At 67.7% G+C, this 16,109-nt stretch carries 13 protein-coding genes; 9 read left to right on the top strand and 4 right to left on the bottom strand.

Annotated features, from left to right (window positions below):
• Nucleotides 1-701: 701 nt before the first annotated feature.
• Nucleotides 702-2,051, bottom strand: a complete 1,350-nt coding sequence (locus B207_RS0127005) for an FAD-binding oxidoreductase (RefSeq protein ID WP_018639804.1) — start codon at nucleotides 2,049-2,051, stop codon at nucleotides 702-704.
• Between the two features lie 136 nt (nucleotides 2,052-2,187).
• On the opposite strand from B207_RS0127005, the gene B207_RS0127000 reads away from it, so the two are divergent.
• The 4 genes from B207_RS0127000 to B207_RS40180 all read left to right on the top strand — a co-directional run bounded on the left by B207_RS0127000 (nucleotide 2,188) and on the right by B207_RS40180 (nucleotide 7,407).
• On the top strand, nucleotides 2,188-3,315 hold the full coding sequence (locus tag B207_RS0127000; RefSeq protein WP_018639803.1) for a helix-turn-helix transcriptional regulator: 1,128 nt from the start codon (nucleotides 2,188-2,190) through the stop codon (nucleotides 3,313-3,315).
• A gap of 304 nt (nucleotides 3,316-3,619) precedes the next feature.
• On the top strand, nucleotides 3,620-3,919 hold the full coding sequence (locus B207_RS0126995) for a hypothetical protein (RefSeq protein WP_018639802.1): 300 nt from the start codon (nucleotides 3,620-3,622) through the stop codon (nucleotides 3,917-3,919).
• Nucleotides 3,920-5,251: 1,332 nt separating this feature from the next.
• Nucleotides 5,252-5,761, top strand: coding sequence for a HEPN domain-containing protein (locus B207_RS40185; RefSeq protein ID WP_195905367.1), 510 nt, complete (start codon nucleotides 5,252-5,254; stop codon nucleotides 5,759-5,761).
• The gene (locus B207_RS40180) at nucleotides 5,761-7,407 is read left to right on the top strand and encodes a P-loop NTPase family protein (RefSeq protein WP_154675654.1); all 1,647 of its coding nucleotides are present in this window, start codon (nucleotides 5,761-5,763) and stop codon (nucleotides 7,405-7,407) included. The genes B207_RS40185 and B207_RS40180 overlap by 1 nt, the downstream gene beginning before the upstream one ends.
• Nucleotides 7,408-7,657: 250 nt before the next feature.
• Here the strand turns inward: B207_RS40180 and B207_RS0126990 are convergent, their stop codons facing one another.
• Together B207_RS0126990 and B207_RS0126985 are read right to left on the bottom strand one after the other, a co-directional pair.
• Nucleotides 7,658-8,635 carry a PfkB family carbohydrate kinase gene (locus tag B207_RS0126990; RefSeq protein WP_018639801.1) on the bottom strand — a complete coding sequence of 326 codons (978 nt, stop codon included), beginning with the start codon at nucleotides 8,633-8,635 and terminating at the stop codon, nucleotides 7,658-7,660.
• Nucleotides 8,632-10,227, bottom strand: coding sequence for a peptide deformylase (locus B207_RS0126985; RefSeq protein ID WP_018639800.1), 1,596 nt, complete (start codon nucleotides 10,225-10,227; stop codon nucleotides 8,632-8,634). The genes B207_RS0126990 and B207_RS0126985 overlap by 4 nt, the downstream gene beginning before the upstream one ends.
• Nucleotides 10,228-10,574: 347 nt before the next feature.
• Between B207_RS0126985 and B207_RS0126980 the strand changes: the two genes are divergently transcribed.
• Nucleotides 10,575-11,048 carry a hypothetical protein gene (locus B207_RS0126980; protein ID WP_018639799.1) on the top strand — a complete coding sequence of 158 codons (474 nt, stop codon included), beginning with the start codon at nucleotides 10,575-10,577 and terminating at the stop codon, nucleotides 11,046-11,048.
• Between the two features lie 59 nt (nucleotides 11,049-11,107).
• Here the strand turns inward: B207_RS0126980 and B207_RS0126975 are convergent, their stop codons facing one another.
• Nucleotides 11,108-11,530, bottom strand: a complete 423-nt coding sequence (locus tag B207_RS0126975; RefSeq protein ID WP_018639798.1) for a helix-turn-helix domain-containing protein — start codon at nucleotides 11,528-11,530, stop codon at nucleotides 11,108-11,110.
• A gap of 242 nt (nucleotides 11,531-11,772) precedes the next feature.
• Between B207_RS0126975 and B207_RS0126970 the strand changes: the two genes are divergently transcribed.
• The 4 genes from B207_RS0126970 (at nucleotide 11,773) to B207_RS0126955 (ending at nucleotide 16,086) form a co-directional block, all read left to right on the top strand.
• The gene (locus tag B207_RS0126970) at nucleotides 11,773-12,183 is read left to right on the top strand and encodes a hypothetical protein (RefSeq protein ID WP_026311497.1); all 411 of its coding nucleotides are present in this window, start codon (nucleotides 11,773-11,775) and stop codon (nucleotides 12,181-12,183) included.
• Nucleotides 12,180-12,473 carry a hypothetical protein gene (locus B207_RS0126965; RefSeq protein WP_018639796.1) on the top strand — a complete coding sequence of 98 codons (294 nt, stop codon included), beginning with the start codon at nucleotides 12,180-12,182 and terminating at the stop codon, nucleotides 12,471-12,473. The genes B207_RS0126970 and B207_RS0126965 overlap by 4 nt, the downstream gene beginning before the upstream one ends.
• 152 nt (nucleotides 12,474-12,625) lie before the next feature.
• A complete protein-coding gene (locus B207_RS0126960) occupies nucleotides 12,626-14,371 on the top strand; it encodes an FtsK/SpoIIIE domain-containing protein (RefSeq protein ID WP_026311496.1) in 1,746 nt (581 codons plus the stop codon).
• 95 nt (nucleotides 14,372-14,466) lie between these two features.
• Nucleotides 14,467-16,086, top strand: a complete 1,620-nt coding sequence (locus B207_RS0126955) for a replication initiator (protein WP_018639794.1) — start codon at nucleotides 14,467-14,469, stop codon at nucleotides 16,084-16,086.
• Nucleotides 16,087-16,109: the final 23 nt, after the last annotated feature.

Raw genomic sequence — 16,109 nt, 5'->3', positions numbered from 1 at the left:
CCGTGCCGACCAGGGCATTCAGTCCGCGGACGAACACCGATTTGCTGGCAATCTTGGTGTGGCCGAAGGCGGCGCCCTGCTTGGCCGGGCCGAAGACCCGGCGCTGGCAGGAGTCCAGATCGACGAACGCCAGCGTGCCGGCCCCGTCGAGCAGCGGCGTCGTCGCGGCAAGCTCCGCGAGCAGCAGCCGACCGNCCTTGCCGAGCTGGCGGACGTTGCCCCAGCTCATCCCGCGCAGGAACGTGCCCAGTGTCGAGGGCGCCCGGACCCCACCGAACAGCTCCCCGAGCGCGTCGTGGCGCAGCAGCGCCAGGTCGTCGATGCAGTCCGCCCCGGCGGCCATACCCGCGACCACACAGCCGACCTTCGCCTCGACGTTCGCCCCCGCCGACCCGGCAGAGGCAGATAGACGGACATGCTCGGCGACCAGCTCCGCCAGACCAGCCCGCTCGGCCAGCCGCATCACAGGAACCAGCCCGGCCGCGGCGACCAGGTTCGGATCATCACACGCAAGATGGATCTTCGAGGCAGTATGCAACAATCGCACTTCGGAAGTGCCCTCTCGAGCAGGGTGGACGGTAGCTTCGCAACTCCCATCCTCCCAGGCCAGAGGGCACTTTCTCATTTACCACGCCGATCACAGGCCAAATCGGACGGTGCATCCAGGCTGAGGGGTACGGCGTTCGTGCCCGAGCCGGTCGTCAGAAGCCGAAGACGCCCGTCGGGTCATACCTCCGCCGGATCGTGGCGAGGTCGGCGGCGTCGTCCGCGCCGTACAGGTCCTCCGGCGTGACGGGCCGATCGGTGAAGGTCGGCGCCAGGCCGGGGACCGCCCAAGGCGCCATCGCGTCGGCCACTGACTGGGTCAGGGCCAGGCCGGCGGCGAACGCCTCGTCCCCGGGCGTGACCGCGCAGGCATACAGCGCATAGTCGCCGCGGATGCTCGAGACGATCCCGCCGTCGTCCTCCGAGCGGGCGAACGCGCCGCCGAGCTGGCGCAGCTCGGCGAACATCAGCCCGGGCCGGAACGCGGACAGGAACGTCTGCGCGGCGGACGGGCCGAGCGGGCCCAGCACGGCGTGGGCGGACGCGCAGGGGGTCGGGACAGGTGGGTCCATGTGCACACCCAGCAGCCCCGACGGGGCCATCGTCGCGAATGTGTCGATCTCGGGCCGGAGCGCCCGCAGCGCGGCGAGCACCTCGCTGCCCTCGTCGGCCCCGGCCAGCACCGCGCCGTCGATGACGACGACCTCGCGTCCGGACAGGAACGGCGGAAGCTCCGGCAGAGGCGGGAAGCTCATCACCCGCAGCGACGTGGTGACGCTCTCCGGCGCGCGGCGAGTCCAGGCCAGCCACGCACCCAGAACCTCGTCCGCATGCCGGCGGTCCCAAAGGAGCATGCCGGCGTAAATCTCCGCATATGCCAGCAGCCCGATCTCGACGGCGACCACGATGCCCGGGGCGCCACCACCGCGGACGGCCCAGAAGAGTTCGGGATGATCGGTCCGCGAGCAGCGGAGCAACACCCCGCTCGCCAGCGCCACCGTCACCGCGCGCACCGCGTTGGCCGCGACCCCGTGCCTACGGCCGTAGAATGACAGGCCGCCGCCGAGCAGGTAGCCAGCGACGCCGACATCGGGCGCGCTGCCGTGCGGCGCTGTGAACCCGTGCGGGGCCGCCTTCGTGATGACGTCGGTCCACTGCGCACCGCCCTGCGCGCGGGCCACGCCCATGCTCGGGTGGACGGTCACGTCCCGCAGCTCGGAGAGGCGGACCAGGACGGTGTCGGAGAGGTCGCGGCCCGCGTACGCCGTCAGGCCGTGGCCGGTGGCCATCGCGAGGACACGCCGGCCGGCGCTCGCGGCCGCGGCGACGACGGCGGCGACCTCCTGCTCGGAGCGCGGGACGGCGACCGCCGCGGGCCGCGGGTCGACGGCGAGGTTCCAGGCGGTCCGGGCCGCGTCGTAGCCGGGGTCGCCGGGCAGGTGCATCTCGCAGTGAGCGCGCAGGGCCTCGTCGGAGGTGGCCGCGGAAGGGAGTGAGATCGTCATGGGGCCAGCCTCGGCGCTTCCCGAGTCCGGAGAAATCCCAGGCCACGGGGTGGTTCACGGGCCGGTATGCCGGGGGGCTCGGACCCCCCACCGATCTGGGATGTTCAGCGCCGCGGGAGGAACCCACAATCGAGGAATGTCCCGGAAGCTGACCATGGAACGGGCGCGTGGCGACATCGACTGCCTGTCACGCGCCGGCCTGGAACTCGAGACGTTCCTCGAGGAGGCGACGACGTCCCTGCGCCGCGCGGTGCCGTGGGTGAGCGCGTGCCTCGGCACCTCGGACCCGGCCACCGGCCTGCTGACCAGCGACCGGAAATACGGCGACCTGAGGTCGGTGGACGCGCACGACCACGAGTTCGGGCTGCTGGAGTACGGCACGTCGGAGCCGACGGCCTTCAACGCGCTGGCGAAGGCCGCCTCGCCGGCCGGCGGCGTCCACCTGGCCCATGCGGGAGATGTCCAGGCCTCCGGCAGGATGCGCCAGTTCATGGCGCCGCATTTCGGGTTCGGCGACGAGGCGCGGGTCGTCTTCCGGGAGGGCGACCGGACCTGGGGGGCGCTCGCCCTCTTCCGCGGTACCGACGACGAGCCGTTCGACGAGGCCGACGTCGTGTTCATCGCCTCGTTGTCGGCCGCGTTCGCCCGCGGGGTCCGCACCGGCATGCTGACCCGGATCGCCGGCACCCTGCCCGCCAGTCCTGGCGGGCCGGCCGTGCTGATCGTCGACCGGGCCGGTCGGCTGGTGCAGCGCAGCGCGCACACGGCGGCCCGGCTCGCCGAACTCACCGGCGGCGGCCTGGAGGGCGACCCCACGAGTTCGATCGGCGCCCTCATCGGGGCTGCCCGCCGCTACGCCGCTGGTGAGACCCGTACGCTGCCCCGCTGCCGGATCCGGTCCGCTAACGGCCAGTGGTTCGTGCTGCACGCCTCGCCCCTGTCGGGCGCCGGCGACGACCGGGCTGGCGAAGTCGTGATCACAATCGAGGAGGCCCGGCCCCCTGAGATCGTGCCGCTGGTGGTGGCGGCCTTCGGTCTGACCCTGCGCGAACGCGACGTCACCCAACTGGTCCTCCAGGGCGCGGACACCAAGGAGATCGCCGCCACGCTGCACCTGTCGTCCTACACCGTGCAGGACCACCTCAAGGCGATCTTCGTCAAGGCGGCCGTGCGGTCCCGGCGCGAACTGATCTCGCGGATCTACTTCGACCAGTACGTCCCGCGCATGGGCGCCGAGCTCGCTCCATCGGGCTGGTTCGCGTAGTTCAACCGTGGTCGTCGGCCCCAGGACGGGCTCAACGGGCTTGGAGGCGACGAGTCGGGGCGGCGGCACCGCGGCCAAGTCCAGTCCATCTTCGCCTGCACCCGAGGTGGTAGACCCGCCAGCCACCGCCCCGGCCCGCCAGACACCAGTCGTGACCCGCGAAAGACGTGGTCCGGTCCGCGCGGGTGCGAGGTCCACCGCGGGAGCCGCTCCCCGTCTATTCAGGTGCCGATATGGGCTCGCAGTGCGGCGAGAGCGGTATAAAGGCGCTGTCAGCTGTCCCAATGGCGAAGGAGCGGCGCGTATGAGCATCGACGGACGCTGGGAGCTTGTCCTTTCATCACCGATCGGGGAGCAGAAAGGTGAACTTACGATCAAGAGCACCGACTCCGGATTCACGGGTTCCATGATTCAGGACGGCATGACGCTCGAGATCACCGACGGTCGTGTCGACGGTGACAAGCTCGCCTGGTCGGTCGCGGTCACCTCTCCGACGAAGCTCACCCTCAAATCGACGGCTACCGTAAGCGGCGACACGATGACGGGTAAAGCGAAGCCCGGCATCATGCCCGGGATGCCCTTCACCGGCACCCGCGTGGGCTGAGCCCTCCTAGAGGGTGCACGGCGATACCAACGACCTAAGCTTGATTGCGGGCCGAGAGCCGTTCCGGGTGGTCGCCACGGCGGTGAGGATCACGGCGGAACGACAGATCGCAGGCCTGGACCGGCAGTCCGGCCGTCCCACCGCCACCGGGCGGACGGCTCGGCCGGCCCGCGGCCTGCACCCGAGGCAGCCCCCGGGCCGGGGGTCCTCACAAACAACGTCAATGTTGCCCTACGCGTCAGCATCCGAAATTATTGATCTTGGTCGCTGGTAGCGAGAAAGGCTGACATGGCGCGCACCTGTGGCTGCCAGCGTGGCTGCCACAATGAAAAAGCGGCCCTGCCCAAATGGGCAAAACCGCTGATAGCTACGGGTGCGCCGCCAGGGACTTGAACCCCGAACCCGCGGATTAAGAGAAGCGGGCGCTCCGTCCACGGACGTCCACCGATGTCCGCCGGGTCGACGCAAGCTGGGCTTCAGTGCCAGTCCACGTCCGCTGGCGTCCACCGACGTCCGCCGGCTCGGGTACAGAGATGGGTACACGGCTGTCAAGATCCACGAGAGCCGAGGGCCCAAGCAGGGCCGGCGTGTAGGGCCCCAACCTGGCCCCCGGCTCGAACGGGCTGACCCCCTCCACAACGGGCCGGCGAGCGGGGGTGGCACCCGCCGACCGAGGCAAGACCAAGATCATCGAATATGGGGTGCGGCTGATCAACGCAGACGACTGTTAACCAGATGCCTCAGGCCACGGACCCCAAGCCGGTCGCCTCGGCGCCTCGCCCGTAGCGGAACCTTCTGATCCGTAGCCCTCGGCGCACCGTCCACGAACGTCTACCGACGTCCATCGGTGCAGGTCGCGGCCTCGGCGATGTCCACCGACCTCCATGGGCGTCCACCCCGGTTGCAGTACGACTGCAGTACGGCAGCCTTCCGCACTGAGGCCACAGAATGTAGGCGCGGCTCGCGGATTGCGGGCACAACCCACTGGCGTCCAGTAAAGGCCGGCCCGTGTAGCAGACCAAGGATGTATCTGTCGACCGAGATGTTTGGTCATAAATGTCCGAAAATGCCTAGTGTGGTTTCGTGGCAGTGGGGCATCCTTGATCCACTCGCCGCACCGCCTGACGCAGATCCATCCGCCGGTTCCGGTGCAGCGCAACGAGGCCCACAGAAGGATGACAGCCACGCTGGTCCCCCGAGATTCCGCCTTGGTACTCTTGTCTGCTCCGAGCCGGTATCTGGGGGTTCCACCGGGAGAACGAGTCTCCCGCCACCCCATCGATGGCGGCTCGCGGTAGAGATCGACAGTCGGACCCGGTGGAGGACGCTTGCATGCCTAGAGTGACAGCGAGCGATCAGGTGGGGCTCCACCTCTCGACGCTCAACAAAAACGGGATTGCAGCTTTTCCTACAGGCTCATCCAGGTATGCTTTTCCGTTGGACGATCTCTTGAGTCAGATTGTATCCGACCGACTTTCTCTCGCCGGCGATCACCTGGGTGCGGGTGATCAGTTGATTCGATCATCACTTTTCCGTTCCTCTATCAGTAGACATTACTATGCTATGTACCATGCTGCGCGCGCAGTCGTTTTTGCCGCGGAAAGAGGTGACGACTACGAACGGCATAATCTTCTGCCTCGTCATCTCCCGAAGCAGATGAATGAGGTAGCTTCAATGGAGGCGGACTTGACCAATGCTCGCTTCCTTCGGAACCAAGCTGATTACGATTGCTATCCGATGAGCCTGCAAAGCTGGGAAGATGACGCAAGGGCGTTGGCGGCGGCCGCCGCCAAATTTCTGAATTCTTGCGAGAATTTCGCCCTTACGAATGGATACATCTGATGTCTGAATGTAAAGACGAAGTTCGCCGGTATTTGGTAGATGCGGGCGTCGTCGTCCATGATATTCAAGAGCGTTCTTTTCCTGGCGAGCACTGGATTGTCGTCTATGTTTCTTCCGCATCGCTGGTTGCGGCACAGAGCATGGCAGGCTCCTTGGAGCTTCACCTCAACGCAAATTTCAAAGAAGACGCGGCCTTTGCTGTAACTTTTCGTCCACAGGTAGAAATCCCCGAATCAGCCGTTGGGCAGCATGACGGAGGACGTCTGAGTGGTCAAGATGTCACGCAGCTCATACAGCTACTTGAAGCACGTTCGCGGACGTCGGATGCGCTCCCGAGTCTGAAATATGTCGAGGATCCTCGCGGCAGCCTCGCAGCCATCGGAGCGTCACGACATCAGCTGGTTTATGGCCGTAGAGGAATGGGAAAGACCTCTCTTTTGCTCGAGGCAAAGCGTATCGCAGAGCGACAAGGACATGCCGCCGTCTGGCTCAATACCCATGTGTTTCGTGAACTTGATCCTGCCAGCGCTTTTTTGGTTGTCGTTGACGCGATATTTTCCTCGCTAGTAAAATATTTTGGTTCGTCACATTCGCCCTCTGTCTTGAAGCTCGAAGAGCAGCAGAAATGGCTGATTTCCCTACGTTCAGAAAAGAGCGCATCGCCGCGTGAGATCACCACAAAGATCCCAGATATAAACAGTGCATTGCGGGGTGTTCTAAGGCAAGGGGTAGCTCGGGCATTTGTTTTTCTGGATGATTACTATCTGTATCCCACAGAGAACCAGCCGCAACTTCTAGACTACATTGCAGGCGCCTTGCGGGACTGCGATAGCTGGCTCAAGATTGCAAGTATAGAGCAGCTAACCCGACCGTTTAAACCGTCTTCAAAAAAGGGTCTAGAGATTCCGCATGATGCCTCGAAAATCGACCTCGATGTAACTCTCGAAGATCCTAAGGTTGCGCAGGACTTCCTGGAGTCTGTCCTGTCTAACTACACAACCGCAGTCGGAGTAAGGCAACCGTCCGCGATAGCGAATCGTGAGGCGCTCGGTCGTTTGACCCTGGCGTCTGGTGGCGTGCCGCGTGACTATCTAAATCTCTTTGCTTCTTCTATAGTAGTCGCACGTCAATCCCGCCCCCAAGCCCGCGGTGTCGGGCGTGAGGACGTTGCGAAGGCGGCTGGTGATTCCGCTCGCAGCAAGAAGAGGGATCTGGAGCTAGATGTCTCGTCGGCTATGTCGGGCGCTCTATCTGTCGCCCTCGAGACAATTTCTGCTGCCGTCAAGGGTGCCGGCTATATGTATTTTCGGATCAACATGGCACAGAAACTGCATTCAAATTACGAAATCTTGGGGCGCTTGGTTGACCTGCGATTCATACATCTAATTTCTGCGTCGCTTTCTGATCAGCACAAGGCGGGCACAAAGTATGAGGCATACATTTTGGATCTTAGTGAATACACCGACGTCAGGCTGAAGCGGCAACTTGATGTTCTAGATCTTGATAATGGTCAATGGTTGCGGCGCCTAACGGGGCGGGCGGGCACTGTAGAGCGCCTTACGGGAACTCAGCTTCGCGATCGTCTTCGACAGAGCCCACTGTTCGATCTTGACGTTTTGACTGACCTGACGTTGGACTTCGCTTAATCGGAGTCCTTAGCGTCTTGCCATCTCTCGGAGGCGGGCTCGTGTAGCATCCCATCTACTTTGCTGTCGGCGCCCGGCGGTACGGTTTTAGCGGCCGAGAATCGGACGTACGTGAAATTCTCGGTATCCCTAGGCGAAAGAACATCAACGGCGATGACTGTCAGATGTTGGCGCGACGCACCCGGCGAGCACGGCCTCCACGGCCGCGCGCAGGCGGTCGCGCGGCGCGGCTCACACCGCGACTTGATCTCTAAATCGAGCAATTCGGCAAGCTCCCGGCCTGGTGCTGTAGCTCGGTCGTCGTCGGGAGTGCTTCGTAGGCTCCTGGTCGGCTGATGGTGAGGGCTGCGGCTGCCTGGGCCTGGTGGACGGCGACCGTTGGATCGGCGCCGGCGATGAGGTGCGCGGCGAGTACAGCGGTGAAGGCGTCGCTGGCTGCTGTGGTGTCGAGGACCGCAACTGGTGGCGCTGGGTAGGTGGTGCTGGCTCCGTCGATCCGGAGTGCGCAGCCTTGTTCGGCAAGGGTGACGCACACCGTTTCGACGCCGAAGGCATCCGCGATGGCGTCGGCGAGATGCTCGGCTGGGCCGTGGGCGGCAGAGTGTCCGATGAGCAGACCGCGTGCCTCGGCCTCGTTGGGCACCAGGACGTCTACGGCGTTCCAGGGGATGGCGCCGATGACGGCGGGATCGGCGGGTAGAGGTGCGGGGTTCACGACAGTCCGGATGCCCTCGGCGTGGGCCGCGGTGAGGATGTCGGCGCTCTGATCGGGGAACTCGAAGGTCACCAGCACCGCATCGACAGGTTCGGCGGCCCGCGCGGCGGCGGAGAGGTGATCGGCGGTGAGGGTGAGCGCGTCGGGGACACGCCAAACGAAGGCGTTCTCTCCGTCGGTGCGGGTGTAGACGACGCAGACCGGTGTGGGTGCGTCGGGGACGGCGGCCATAGTGGACACGTCGATGCCCTCGGCGGTGAGCGCACCCCGGATGGCCTGGCCTACGACGTCGGTTCCGACGCATCCGACGGCGGCGACCTGGGCGCCGAGACGGGCAAGGGTGACCGCCTGGTTCAGCGCCTTGCCCCCGGGAACAGTCCGCATGGCCTCGGCGCGCAGATCGTCGCCCCACGCGGGCAGACGGGGCGTGCTGATCAGGCAGTCGAGTACATAGGCACCGGCTACGAGGAACCGAAGCTCACTGATCGGCCTTGGGGTGTGGGCGCCGGTCATGTGCTGGTGTAGGTCCAGGCGCTGCCGACTCCGCGGTACTGCTCAACCGGGATCGGGGTCATCCCGGGGCGCATCCGGGCGGTGTAGAGGTGGCCGTCCAGGTGGTCGATCTCGTGGGCCACGAGACGGGCGAGTCCCCTGTCGAACACGGTGATCCGCCGGGCGCCGTCGATGTCGGCGTGGTCGACATGCAGGGTAAGCGGGCGCGGTACCAGTCCGCGGACGTCGAAGAAACTGAGGCATCCTTCGTACTGCTCGTCGGTGTCCGGGCTGGTCTCGATGACGGTTGGGTTGAGCAGGGTGATCGTGTCGCCGTCGATGGTGCGGACGATGGCGGCAGCCCGGTTGATGCCGATCTGCGGGGCGGCGATCCCCATGCCCTTACCGAAGGTGTGCAGGGCGGAGACCCGTTCGATGGCGGACGACAGTTCGGCAACGACGCGGCGGGCGTCCTCGGCCTCGGCCGGCAGGTCGAACGGGCGGGCGGTGGTGCTGAGGATGTCGGCGCCCTGCTGGATGATGCCGACGGCTGCCATCTGTTCGGATGGGCGGGCGGCCTCGGTGGCGAGGTCGGGTTGTGCACGGAAGTTCCACTCCAGCCGGTACCGGGCGTGCAACGGCGGCTCGTCCGTCGACCAGGAGAACACCCGGCGGCCGGCGGACTCGGTGCGCGTGATCGCGGTCCGGAACGGCAGGGCCTCGGCCGTCATCGACGTTTCCATGCCCCACACGATCGGGTCGACGTCGGCGGGGAAGTCCAGACGGACAGACAGGGAACGGGTCGGGACTCGCACGGCGCGCTGGAACCAGGGGCCCCACCGATCATCGGACACCCGGTAGGAGTACTCGATGACGGCGGTGTCTCCCGGGTAGAGCGGGAAATGCCCCTGGGAGTTCTCGAAGCACAGCCAGACTTCCTTGAGCGCGTCCAGGTCCGTCTTGATCTTCCAGTTCATCGGCTCGCCGTTGCACGTGGCTGACAGCCGCAGGAAGTCCCACCGGAGCGGCTTGGCACGGTAGAGCCGGGCCGATCGTTCGGGGTCACCTGGGTACCGGTCGACGGAGATTCGCATCAGGTACTGGGTGATCGGCTCGGTGCCGGTGTTCACGATCCGGCGGACCTGGTGGGCGTAGTACGTGGCGTCGTCGTACCGCAACGTCGCCTCGTCCACCTCGACGATGAGCCCACCGGGCGACGCGGCTGGCCTGGCGGCGTGTGCCGGTGCTGGCGTGGCGGTCGGGGTTGCCTGGGTCGGGAGTGCCTGCGGGGCGGCCGTCTCACGGGCCGCTTCCCAGCTGCGGGGGGCGAGTCCGAAGTACCCGCCGGGGATGCGTAGGGCGTCCGCGATGCGCTCGATGAGGTCCAGGGAGGCGATGCGGTCTTCGCCGCGCACGATCCGGCTGACCCGCGACTGCGACAGGCCGTCGATCGGTGAGGAGATCCGGTCCTGGCTGGCGCCGTCGTACTTGCGCATCAGGCGGAAGATCATGCCGAAGTCGCGGACGGAGCAGGCGGTGCGGAACTCCGGTCGGGCCAGCAGTTCGGGCGACACCCGGTAGGAGCCTGTGGGCAGCTCGGGTGCCTGTGCCATGGGTCCTGACCTCCACATCCCGCCGGACGCTGGCGCTCACGGCGGGTGGTGTGAGCGGGACAGCACGCACAGACTAACCCGACTATGCCAAACCGGTATGGACCTTGTCGGCCAACCGGTTCCCGACCGTTCGGCAACCGGACGGCAACCGCTCCTCGACCGGCCGTGCCGCGGAATGCGCCACGTCACCCCATACGGGACGTGTATGCAAAGTCGACGTTTCGTAGTCATCCCGGTTCGGGTGAGGCTGGTTCGCAAGCCACCCCGTTCCGCGTCCGAGCGTGGGCGTCCTCCGCGGGGCGGGGTGGCCTTCAGGACCGGTGAGGACGAACAGGGGGTGCGGCGACGTGGCCGATGAGGTGCGAGAAGGCCGGGACAGCGTGCGGCGGACGCCCGGGTTCGCGGTGCGGTGGGCGCATGGCCCGGCGGAGAACGACGGTGAGCCGGGCGTCGGCCTCGTGCCGTGGGGCGGGGATGCCTGGGCGCTGATCGTGCCGGCGGCCTCATCGTCGGCGGCCCTGGCGGACGCGATGGTCGGGATGCCGGACGGGCTGCGGTTCGTGGAGGCGTACGGCGATGTCGACGTGATTCTCGTCTACGCGGCGGCGGGGGTGCGGATGTCACGGCGGGACGTCCCGCGGTCACTGCTGCGGGAGGTACTCGGCGGTGACCCGGCCGCGGTCGGCGACGGCGACGGCCGGTGGATGACCGGGGAGAACGGCGCCGATGAGGCGAAGAGGGCGGAGCTGGTAGACGCGCTGCGCCGTCACACGATCCGCCGCCGGGCCCGGCGAGTGTGGACGCCACCGGCGCTGAGCTGACGTCACGCGCACTCGCCGAACGGGCCGGATCTCATCGGGGGGTCCGGCCCGTCGCCGTGTCAGGGGGCCGCGGGCCCGCCCGGACGGCTGAGAACGTCCTCGATCGCGGTGAGCCTGGTCAGGATCTCGCTGAGGTGGCCTTCCACACGGGTCAGGACGGTGAGGATCTCCCGTCCGCCGGGCTCCACCATCTCGGCCTCGTCGGCCGGCCCGGGGGCGAGTAGCACCTGAATCAGGTGGTCGTCGGGCCACTCCAGGGCGCGGGCGATCGACACGAGAGTCCTGTTCTGCACCCGGCGGCCGGCACCGTGCTGCAACAGGCGCACGGTGGACACCGACACCCCCGACAGCTCGGCCAACTGCTGCTGGCCGACCCGGCGGAGCGACATCCGCTCGTTCAGGGCTGCGGCGACGGCTGCCCAGTCCTCGCCCTCGGCCGGACCTCGCGCGGTGTAGACCCGAGACGCTTTCCGGTCAGACATGAGGCGCATATTAGCCACCGAGCAATCGACCCTTCCTCGGGTATCCGGCACCCATACCAACCTTGCATGAAGGTCACCCCGTACCCGGCAGCGAATAGACCTGTCTCGCATGGCCTTATACCAGGAGAACATACGTCGATCGTCTAGCGGTTGAAACGCGGTTGCCGAGCGATGGATCGTGTATCTCATCGGCCGGAACGACCGGCCGGAGATGACGGTCTGCGATGTGTGGAGGTGGCCTGGTGGCGGTTCCTCGGCGTATTCCGGTGCGGTTCGAGGATGTGTTTCCGCACGGCGCGTACGTGCTGGGTGTGGAGGCGGCGAACGACTTCGACAAGGTGCGGGCGGGCGCGGCGGACCCGCAGCAGCGGGACAAGGAGACCGGCGCCCGGGTCTGGACGGTCCGCGTCCTCGACCCGGACCCGGCCGCCCGGCAGGCGGAGGTCAAGGTGAAGATCCTCGGCGAGACGGCGCCGCTCGTCCCGGACGCGATGCCGGGCACCCCGTTCCGCCCGGTGTTCTTGGACGGGCTGTCGGTGCTGCCGTACGTGGACACCAACAGTTCCAAGCCTCGGCAGGCGTTCTCGCTGCGGGCGGTGGCGCTGCGTCCGGTCGGTCCGGCTCGTCGGACGAACCCGGGGGCGGCGGCATGACGACCGGACCCGGCCTGGATGGCCTGCGCTCGTCGACGCACCTGGGCCTGCATGTGGGCGCGGACTGGTCGGCCCGCTGTCACAGCTACCCGGACAGTGCGCCGATCCTCGCGGTGACCCTCGGCCGCACGACCCTGTCCGTCTCGGCGGCGGGTAGCGCGGTGACGTCGGATCAGGTGGATTTCGCCTACGCGCTGCTCGCCGCGGTGAACGATTACCTGATCGAATGCGAACGGCTCCGGTTCGCCATGCTGGAAACAGTCGAATCCGCGGAGTACCGCGCCGCGTAGCAGGCCCTACGGCTGACCGCTTTGGGGAGACGGCCCGGAACCCGCGTTTGACGGATTTCCGGTTCCGGGCCGCTCTCTGATCTATTTCCGTCTCCCTCCCTCCCTCCCTCCCTTCCTTCCTTTCGCGCGCTCTAAAAAGGGTGGTATTTGGCATGTCCAGGATCAACGGCGACCGGGGGTTGCCGCGTATTCCGTCCCGGCCGGATCGGATGCGGGTCCCGCTGTGGATGCTGTTCGTGGCGGTGGCCGGTAAGGGCTTGGTGCTCGGGGTGCGCTGGTGCTGGCGGCACCGGATCGCCGTGCCGCTGGGCTTGGCGCTCGCCGTGTTTACCCACCGGTTCGGCCTGCTGGGCCTGGTGGCGCTCCTCGTCGCCGTCGCGCTGGTCTCGGTGGTATGGCGGCGGGTGCATCCGCGGTCGTTCGGCTGGCTGGCCCGGTGGGTACGGGCCCGGGTCCGGCTGGCGTTCGTCTACCGGCGCCGGTGGCGCCCGGCAATGGTGCACACCGGCCTGGCCATCCGCATGCCGGCGTCCAACGGCGACCAGGTGACGTTCGACGAGTTCTTCCCGCGGATCCGCTCGATCCGTTCCACCGGGGCGGCCGATGTCCTGCGGGTGGAACTGCTCCCCGGCCAGACCCCGGAACAGTGGGCGGATCAGGCCGAAGCACTGCGGCACGTGTTCCGGGCCCGGCGCTGCCAGGTCCAGGCCGAAGAACACCGGTTTGTCCGGCTGCACTTCCACTACCGCGACACCCTGACCCGGCCAGTTCGTCCGACGCGGCTCGACCACCCGGGCCCGGTCATCGACCACGACGCCGATGATCTGCACGGCGAGAACGCTGACCGCGGCTGGGATGACGATGTCCTCGACGACGGACCCGCGGCGAGTGACGCCCGTGCCACGGCGGGTCCGCTCGTCGAGGGCCTGTCCGCGGTGCCTGTCGGCCGGCGTGAGGACGGATCCCCGTGGACCCTGCCCGTCCGCGGGACCCATGTCCTCGTCGCGGGCGCGACCGGCGCGGGCAAGGGCTCGGTGCTGTGGTCGATCATCCGCGGCCTGGGCCCGGCGATCCGTGCCGGCCTGGCGGAACTGTGGGTCTGCGACCCCAAGGGAGGGATGGAACTTGCCTTCGGGGAACCGCTGTTCACCCGGTTCGCCACCACCACAGACGAGATCGCCGATCTCCTCGACGACGCGGTCTCGGTCATGCAACAGCGCACGGCCCGGCTGCGAGGCCGGACCCGGCTGCACACCCCCACGACCGTTGAGCCGCTGATCGTCCTGGTCGTCGACGAAATCGCCTCCCTGACGGCGTACGTCACCGACCGGGACGTGAAGAAGCGGATCGGTGCGGCGCTGCCGCTGCTGCTCTCCCAGGGACGCGCGCCCGGTGTCGTGGTCCTGGCCGCGGTCCAGGACCCGCGCAAGGAAGTGCTCCCGTTCCGGGACCTGTTCCCGGTCCGGGTCGCGCTGCGGATGACCGAACCGGAACAGGCTGACCTTGTCCTCGGCTCCGGCGCCCGGGACCGCGGCGCGCGGGCGGAGGAGATCCCGGTCTCGCTGCCCGGCGTCGGCTACGTGCTCGCCGAAGGACAACCCGAACCGGTCCGCGTCCGCGCATCGTACGTCGACGACACGGAGATCAGCCGCACCGTGCTGGCCTACCGGCCACCCCCGGCCCTCGGCGGCTGGGTGCCCGACCTGAGCCCCTACCTCGACGACACGCCCGATCGCCCGGACGGCGGTGGCAGTGCCGGTGGCTGGGTTCCGGACCTCGACCCCTACCGGGACGGCACGGACAGCGGCCCGGCGGGATGGACCCCGAACCTCCGGCCGTTTCAGGAGCCCGGCGGCCCGGACGCGAACGGGTCTGCCGGCTGGGGGGATGCTGCTTGACCGGCCCCATCACTCTCCCGTCCAGTGCGGCTTCTTCCCCTGGCCGTGACGATCGTGACGATCGACCAGCGCGGCCCGGATCCCGGGAAGCACGAATGCGCATGCCCCTGGCCCGACAGGTCGTCGAAGCCGTCGCCGTGGAGAACGGCGTGTGCGTCCGGCCCATGGCGATGCGGCGCACCAACCTCGACACCGGCGAAACCGAGATCATCCCCGTGCCCTGCGGGGCCACCCTTGCCAGCAAATGCCCGTCGTGTGCGGAACGGGCGCGGCGGCTGCGGATGGCGCAGTGCACGGCAGGCTGGCACCTCGACGACGAACCCGTTCCCGACCCGGACCCCCCGACGGACGATGCGAAGGTTCTTGCCGGGTTCCGTGCGGATCTCGAAGTCGTCCGGCGGGACGCTGAACGCGACGGCGACCCGGCGGGCGTGGCGGAGATCGACGAACTAATCGGCCAGGTGGACGACGAACTCAACGCCCTGGGCGTGCGCGGCAAGGCCGCACCGGACAACCGGGATCGTCCTCGTCGGGCACGCTCGACCCGGCGGCGGCAGGACGCACCCGACCTGCCCCGGCTCCCAGTGGAAAAGCGGACGATCGGCCGAACCTACGAAGCCCCGGACGGCACGGCCTGGCGGCCGTCGATGTTCCTCACGCTGACCTGCGACACCTACGGACGCGTGCGCAGCGACGGCACGCCGGTGGATCCGGGCTCGTACGACTACCGGCAGGCGGCCCGCGACGCCATCCACTTCCCCAAGCTGATCGACAGGTTCTGGCAGAACCTGCGCCGGTGCGTCGGCTGGGACGTCCAGTACTTCGCCGCACTCGAACCGCAACGGCGGCTCGCTCCGCACCTACACGCGGCGATCCGGGGCACGATCCCGCGGGTGGTGCTCCGCCAGGTGGCGGCGGCAACATACCAGCAGATCTGGTGGCCATCGTGCGACCGGCCGGTCTACCCGGACACGGCGCTCCCGACCTGGGACACGGACAGCGGCGCCTACCTCGACCCGGACACCGGGGAGGCACTGCCGACGTGGGATGAGGCCCTCGACGCCATCGGCCCGGACGACAAACCCGCACACGTCGTCCGCTTCGGCCCGCAACTGCGCGCGGACGGGGTCACCGCGAACTCGGCGCACACCGGCCGGATGATCGGCTACCTGTGCAAGTACCTGACCAAAAGCCTCGACACCTGCCACGACACCGCCACCGACGCACACCGGCGCCACGTCGAACGGCTCGCGGACGCGCTACGGCACGAACCGTGCTCTCCCACCTGCGCCAACTGGCTGCGCTACGGCGTCCAGCCACGTAACCCGAAACCGGGCCTCGTCCCGGGCCGGTGCCGCGGCAAGGCACACCGGCGGGAGACACTCGGCTTCGGTGGCCGGCGGGTCCTGGTCAGCCGGAAATGGTCCGGCAAGACCCTGGCCGATCACCGGGCCGACCGGATCGCCTGGGTCCGCGAACAACTCGAAGCCCTCGGCGACACCGGCAACGGCCCGGCTGGTCCTGGCGCCGATCCGGCCCGGACGGTCTGCACCCTGCTGCGGCCCGGCGACCCGGCCGCGCCTCGACGCGAACACCTGCTGTTGCAGGCCGTCGCGCAACGCCGCGCCTGGCGGGCACAGCTCGACGCGGCCCGCGCGGCGGCACCCGGCGGGCTTCCGGCAACCGGCCCACCGGCCCCGGCCGCCGCTGCCTGATACCTCGTCCCGACTCGTCCGGA

This window comes from Parafrankia elaeagni (assembly GCF_000374165.1).
In the GTDB taxonomy this organism is placed as follows: Bacteria; Actinomycetota; Actinomycetes; order Frankiales; family Frankiaceae; genus Parafrankia; species Parafrankia elaeagni.
The sequence above is the reverse complement of the archived record's forward strand: the minus strand, read 5'-3'. Positions and strand labels throughout refer to the sequence as shown.

Bases quoted from the DNA above. Each gene is read 5' to 3' on its own strand.
- B207_RS0127005 (WP_018639804.1), bottom strand. From the start codon at position 2,051: ATGACGATCTCACTCCCTTCCGCGGCCACCTCCGACGAGGCCCTGCGC.
- B207_RS0127000 (WP_018639803.1), top strand. From the start codon at position 2,188: ATGTCCCGGAAGCTGACCATGGAACGGGCGCGTGGCGACATCGACTGC.
- B207_RS0126995 (WP_018639802.1), top strand. From the start codon at position 3,620: ATGAGCATCGACGGACGCTGGGAGCTTGTCCTTTCATCACCGATCGGG.
- B207_RS40185 (WP_195905367.1), top strand. From the start codon at position 5,252: ATGCCTAGAGTGACAGCGAGCGATCAGGTGGGGCTCCACCTCTCGACG.
- B207_RS40180 (WP_154675654.1), top strand. From the start codon at position 5,761: ATGTCTGAATGTAAAGACGAAGTTCGCCGGTATTTGGTAGATGCGGGC.
- B207_RS0126990 (WP_018639801.1), bottom strand. From the start codon at position 8,635: ATGACCGGCGCCCACACCCCAAGGCCGATCAGTGAGCTTCGGTTCCTC.
- B207_RS0126985 (WP_018639800.1), bottom strand. From the start codon at position 10,227: ATGGCACAGGCACCCGAGCTGCCCACAGGCTCCTACCGGGTGTCGCCC.
- B207_RS0126975 (WP_018639798.1), bottom strand. From the start codon at position 11,530: ATGTCTGACCGGAAAGCGTCTCGGGTCTACACCGCGCGAGGTCCGGCC.
- B207_RS0126965 (WP_018639796.1), top strand. From the start codon at position 12,180: ATGACGACCGGACCCGGCCTGGATGGCCTGCGCTCGTCGACGCACCTG.
- B207_RS0126960 (WP_026311496.1), top strand. From the start codon at position 12,626: ATGTCCAGGATCAACGGCGACCGGGGGTTGCCGCGTATTCCGTCCCGG.
- B207_RS0126955 (WP_018639794.1), top strand. From the start codon at position 14,467: ATGCGCATGCCCCTGGCCCGACAGGTCGTCGAAGCCGTCGCCGTGGAG.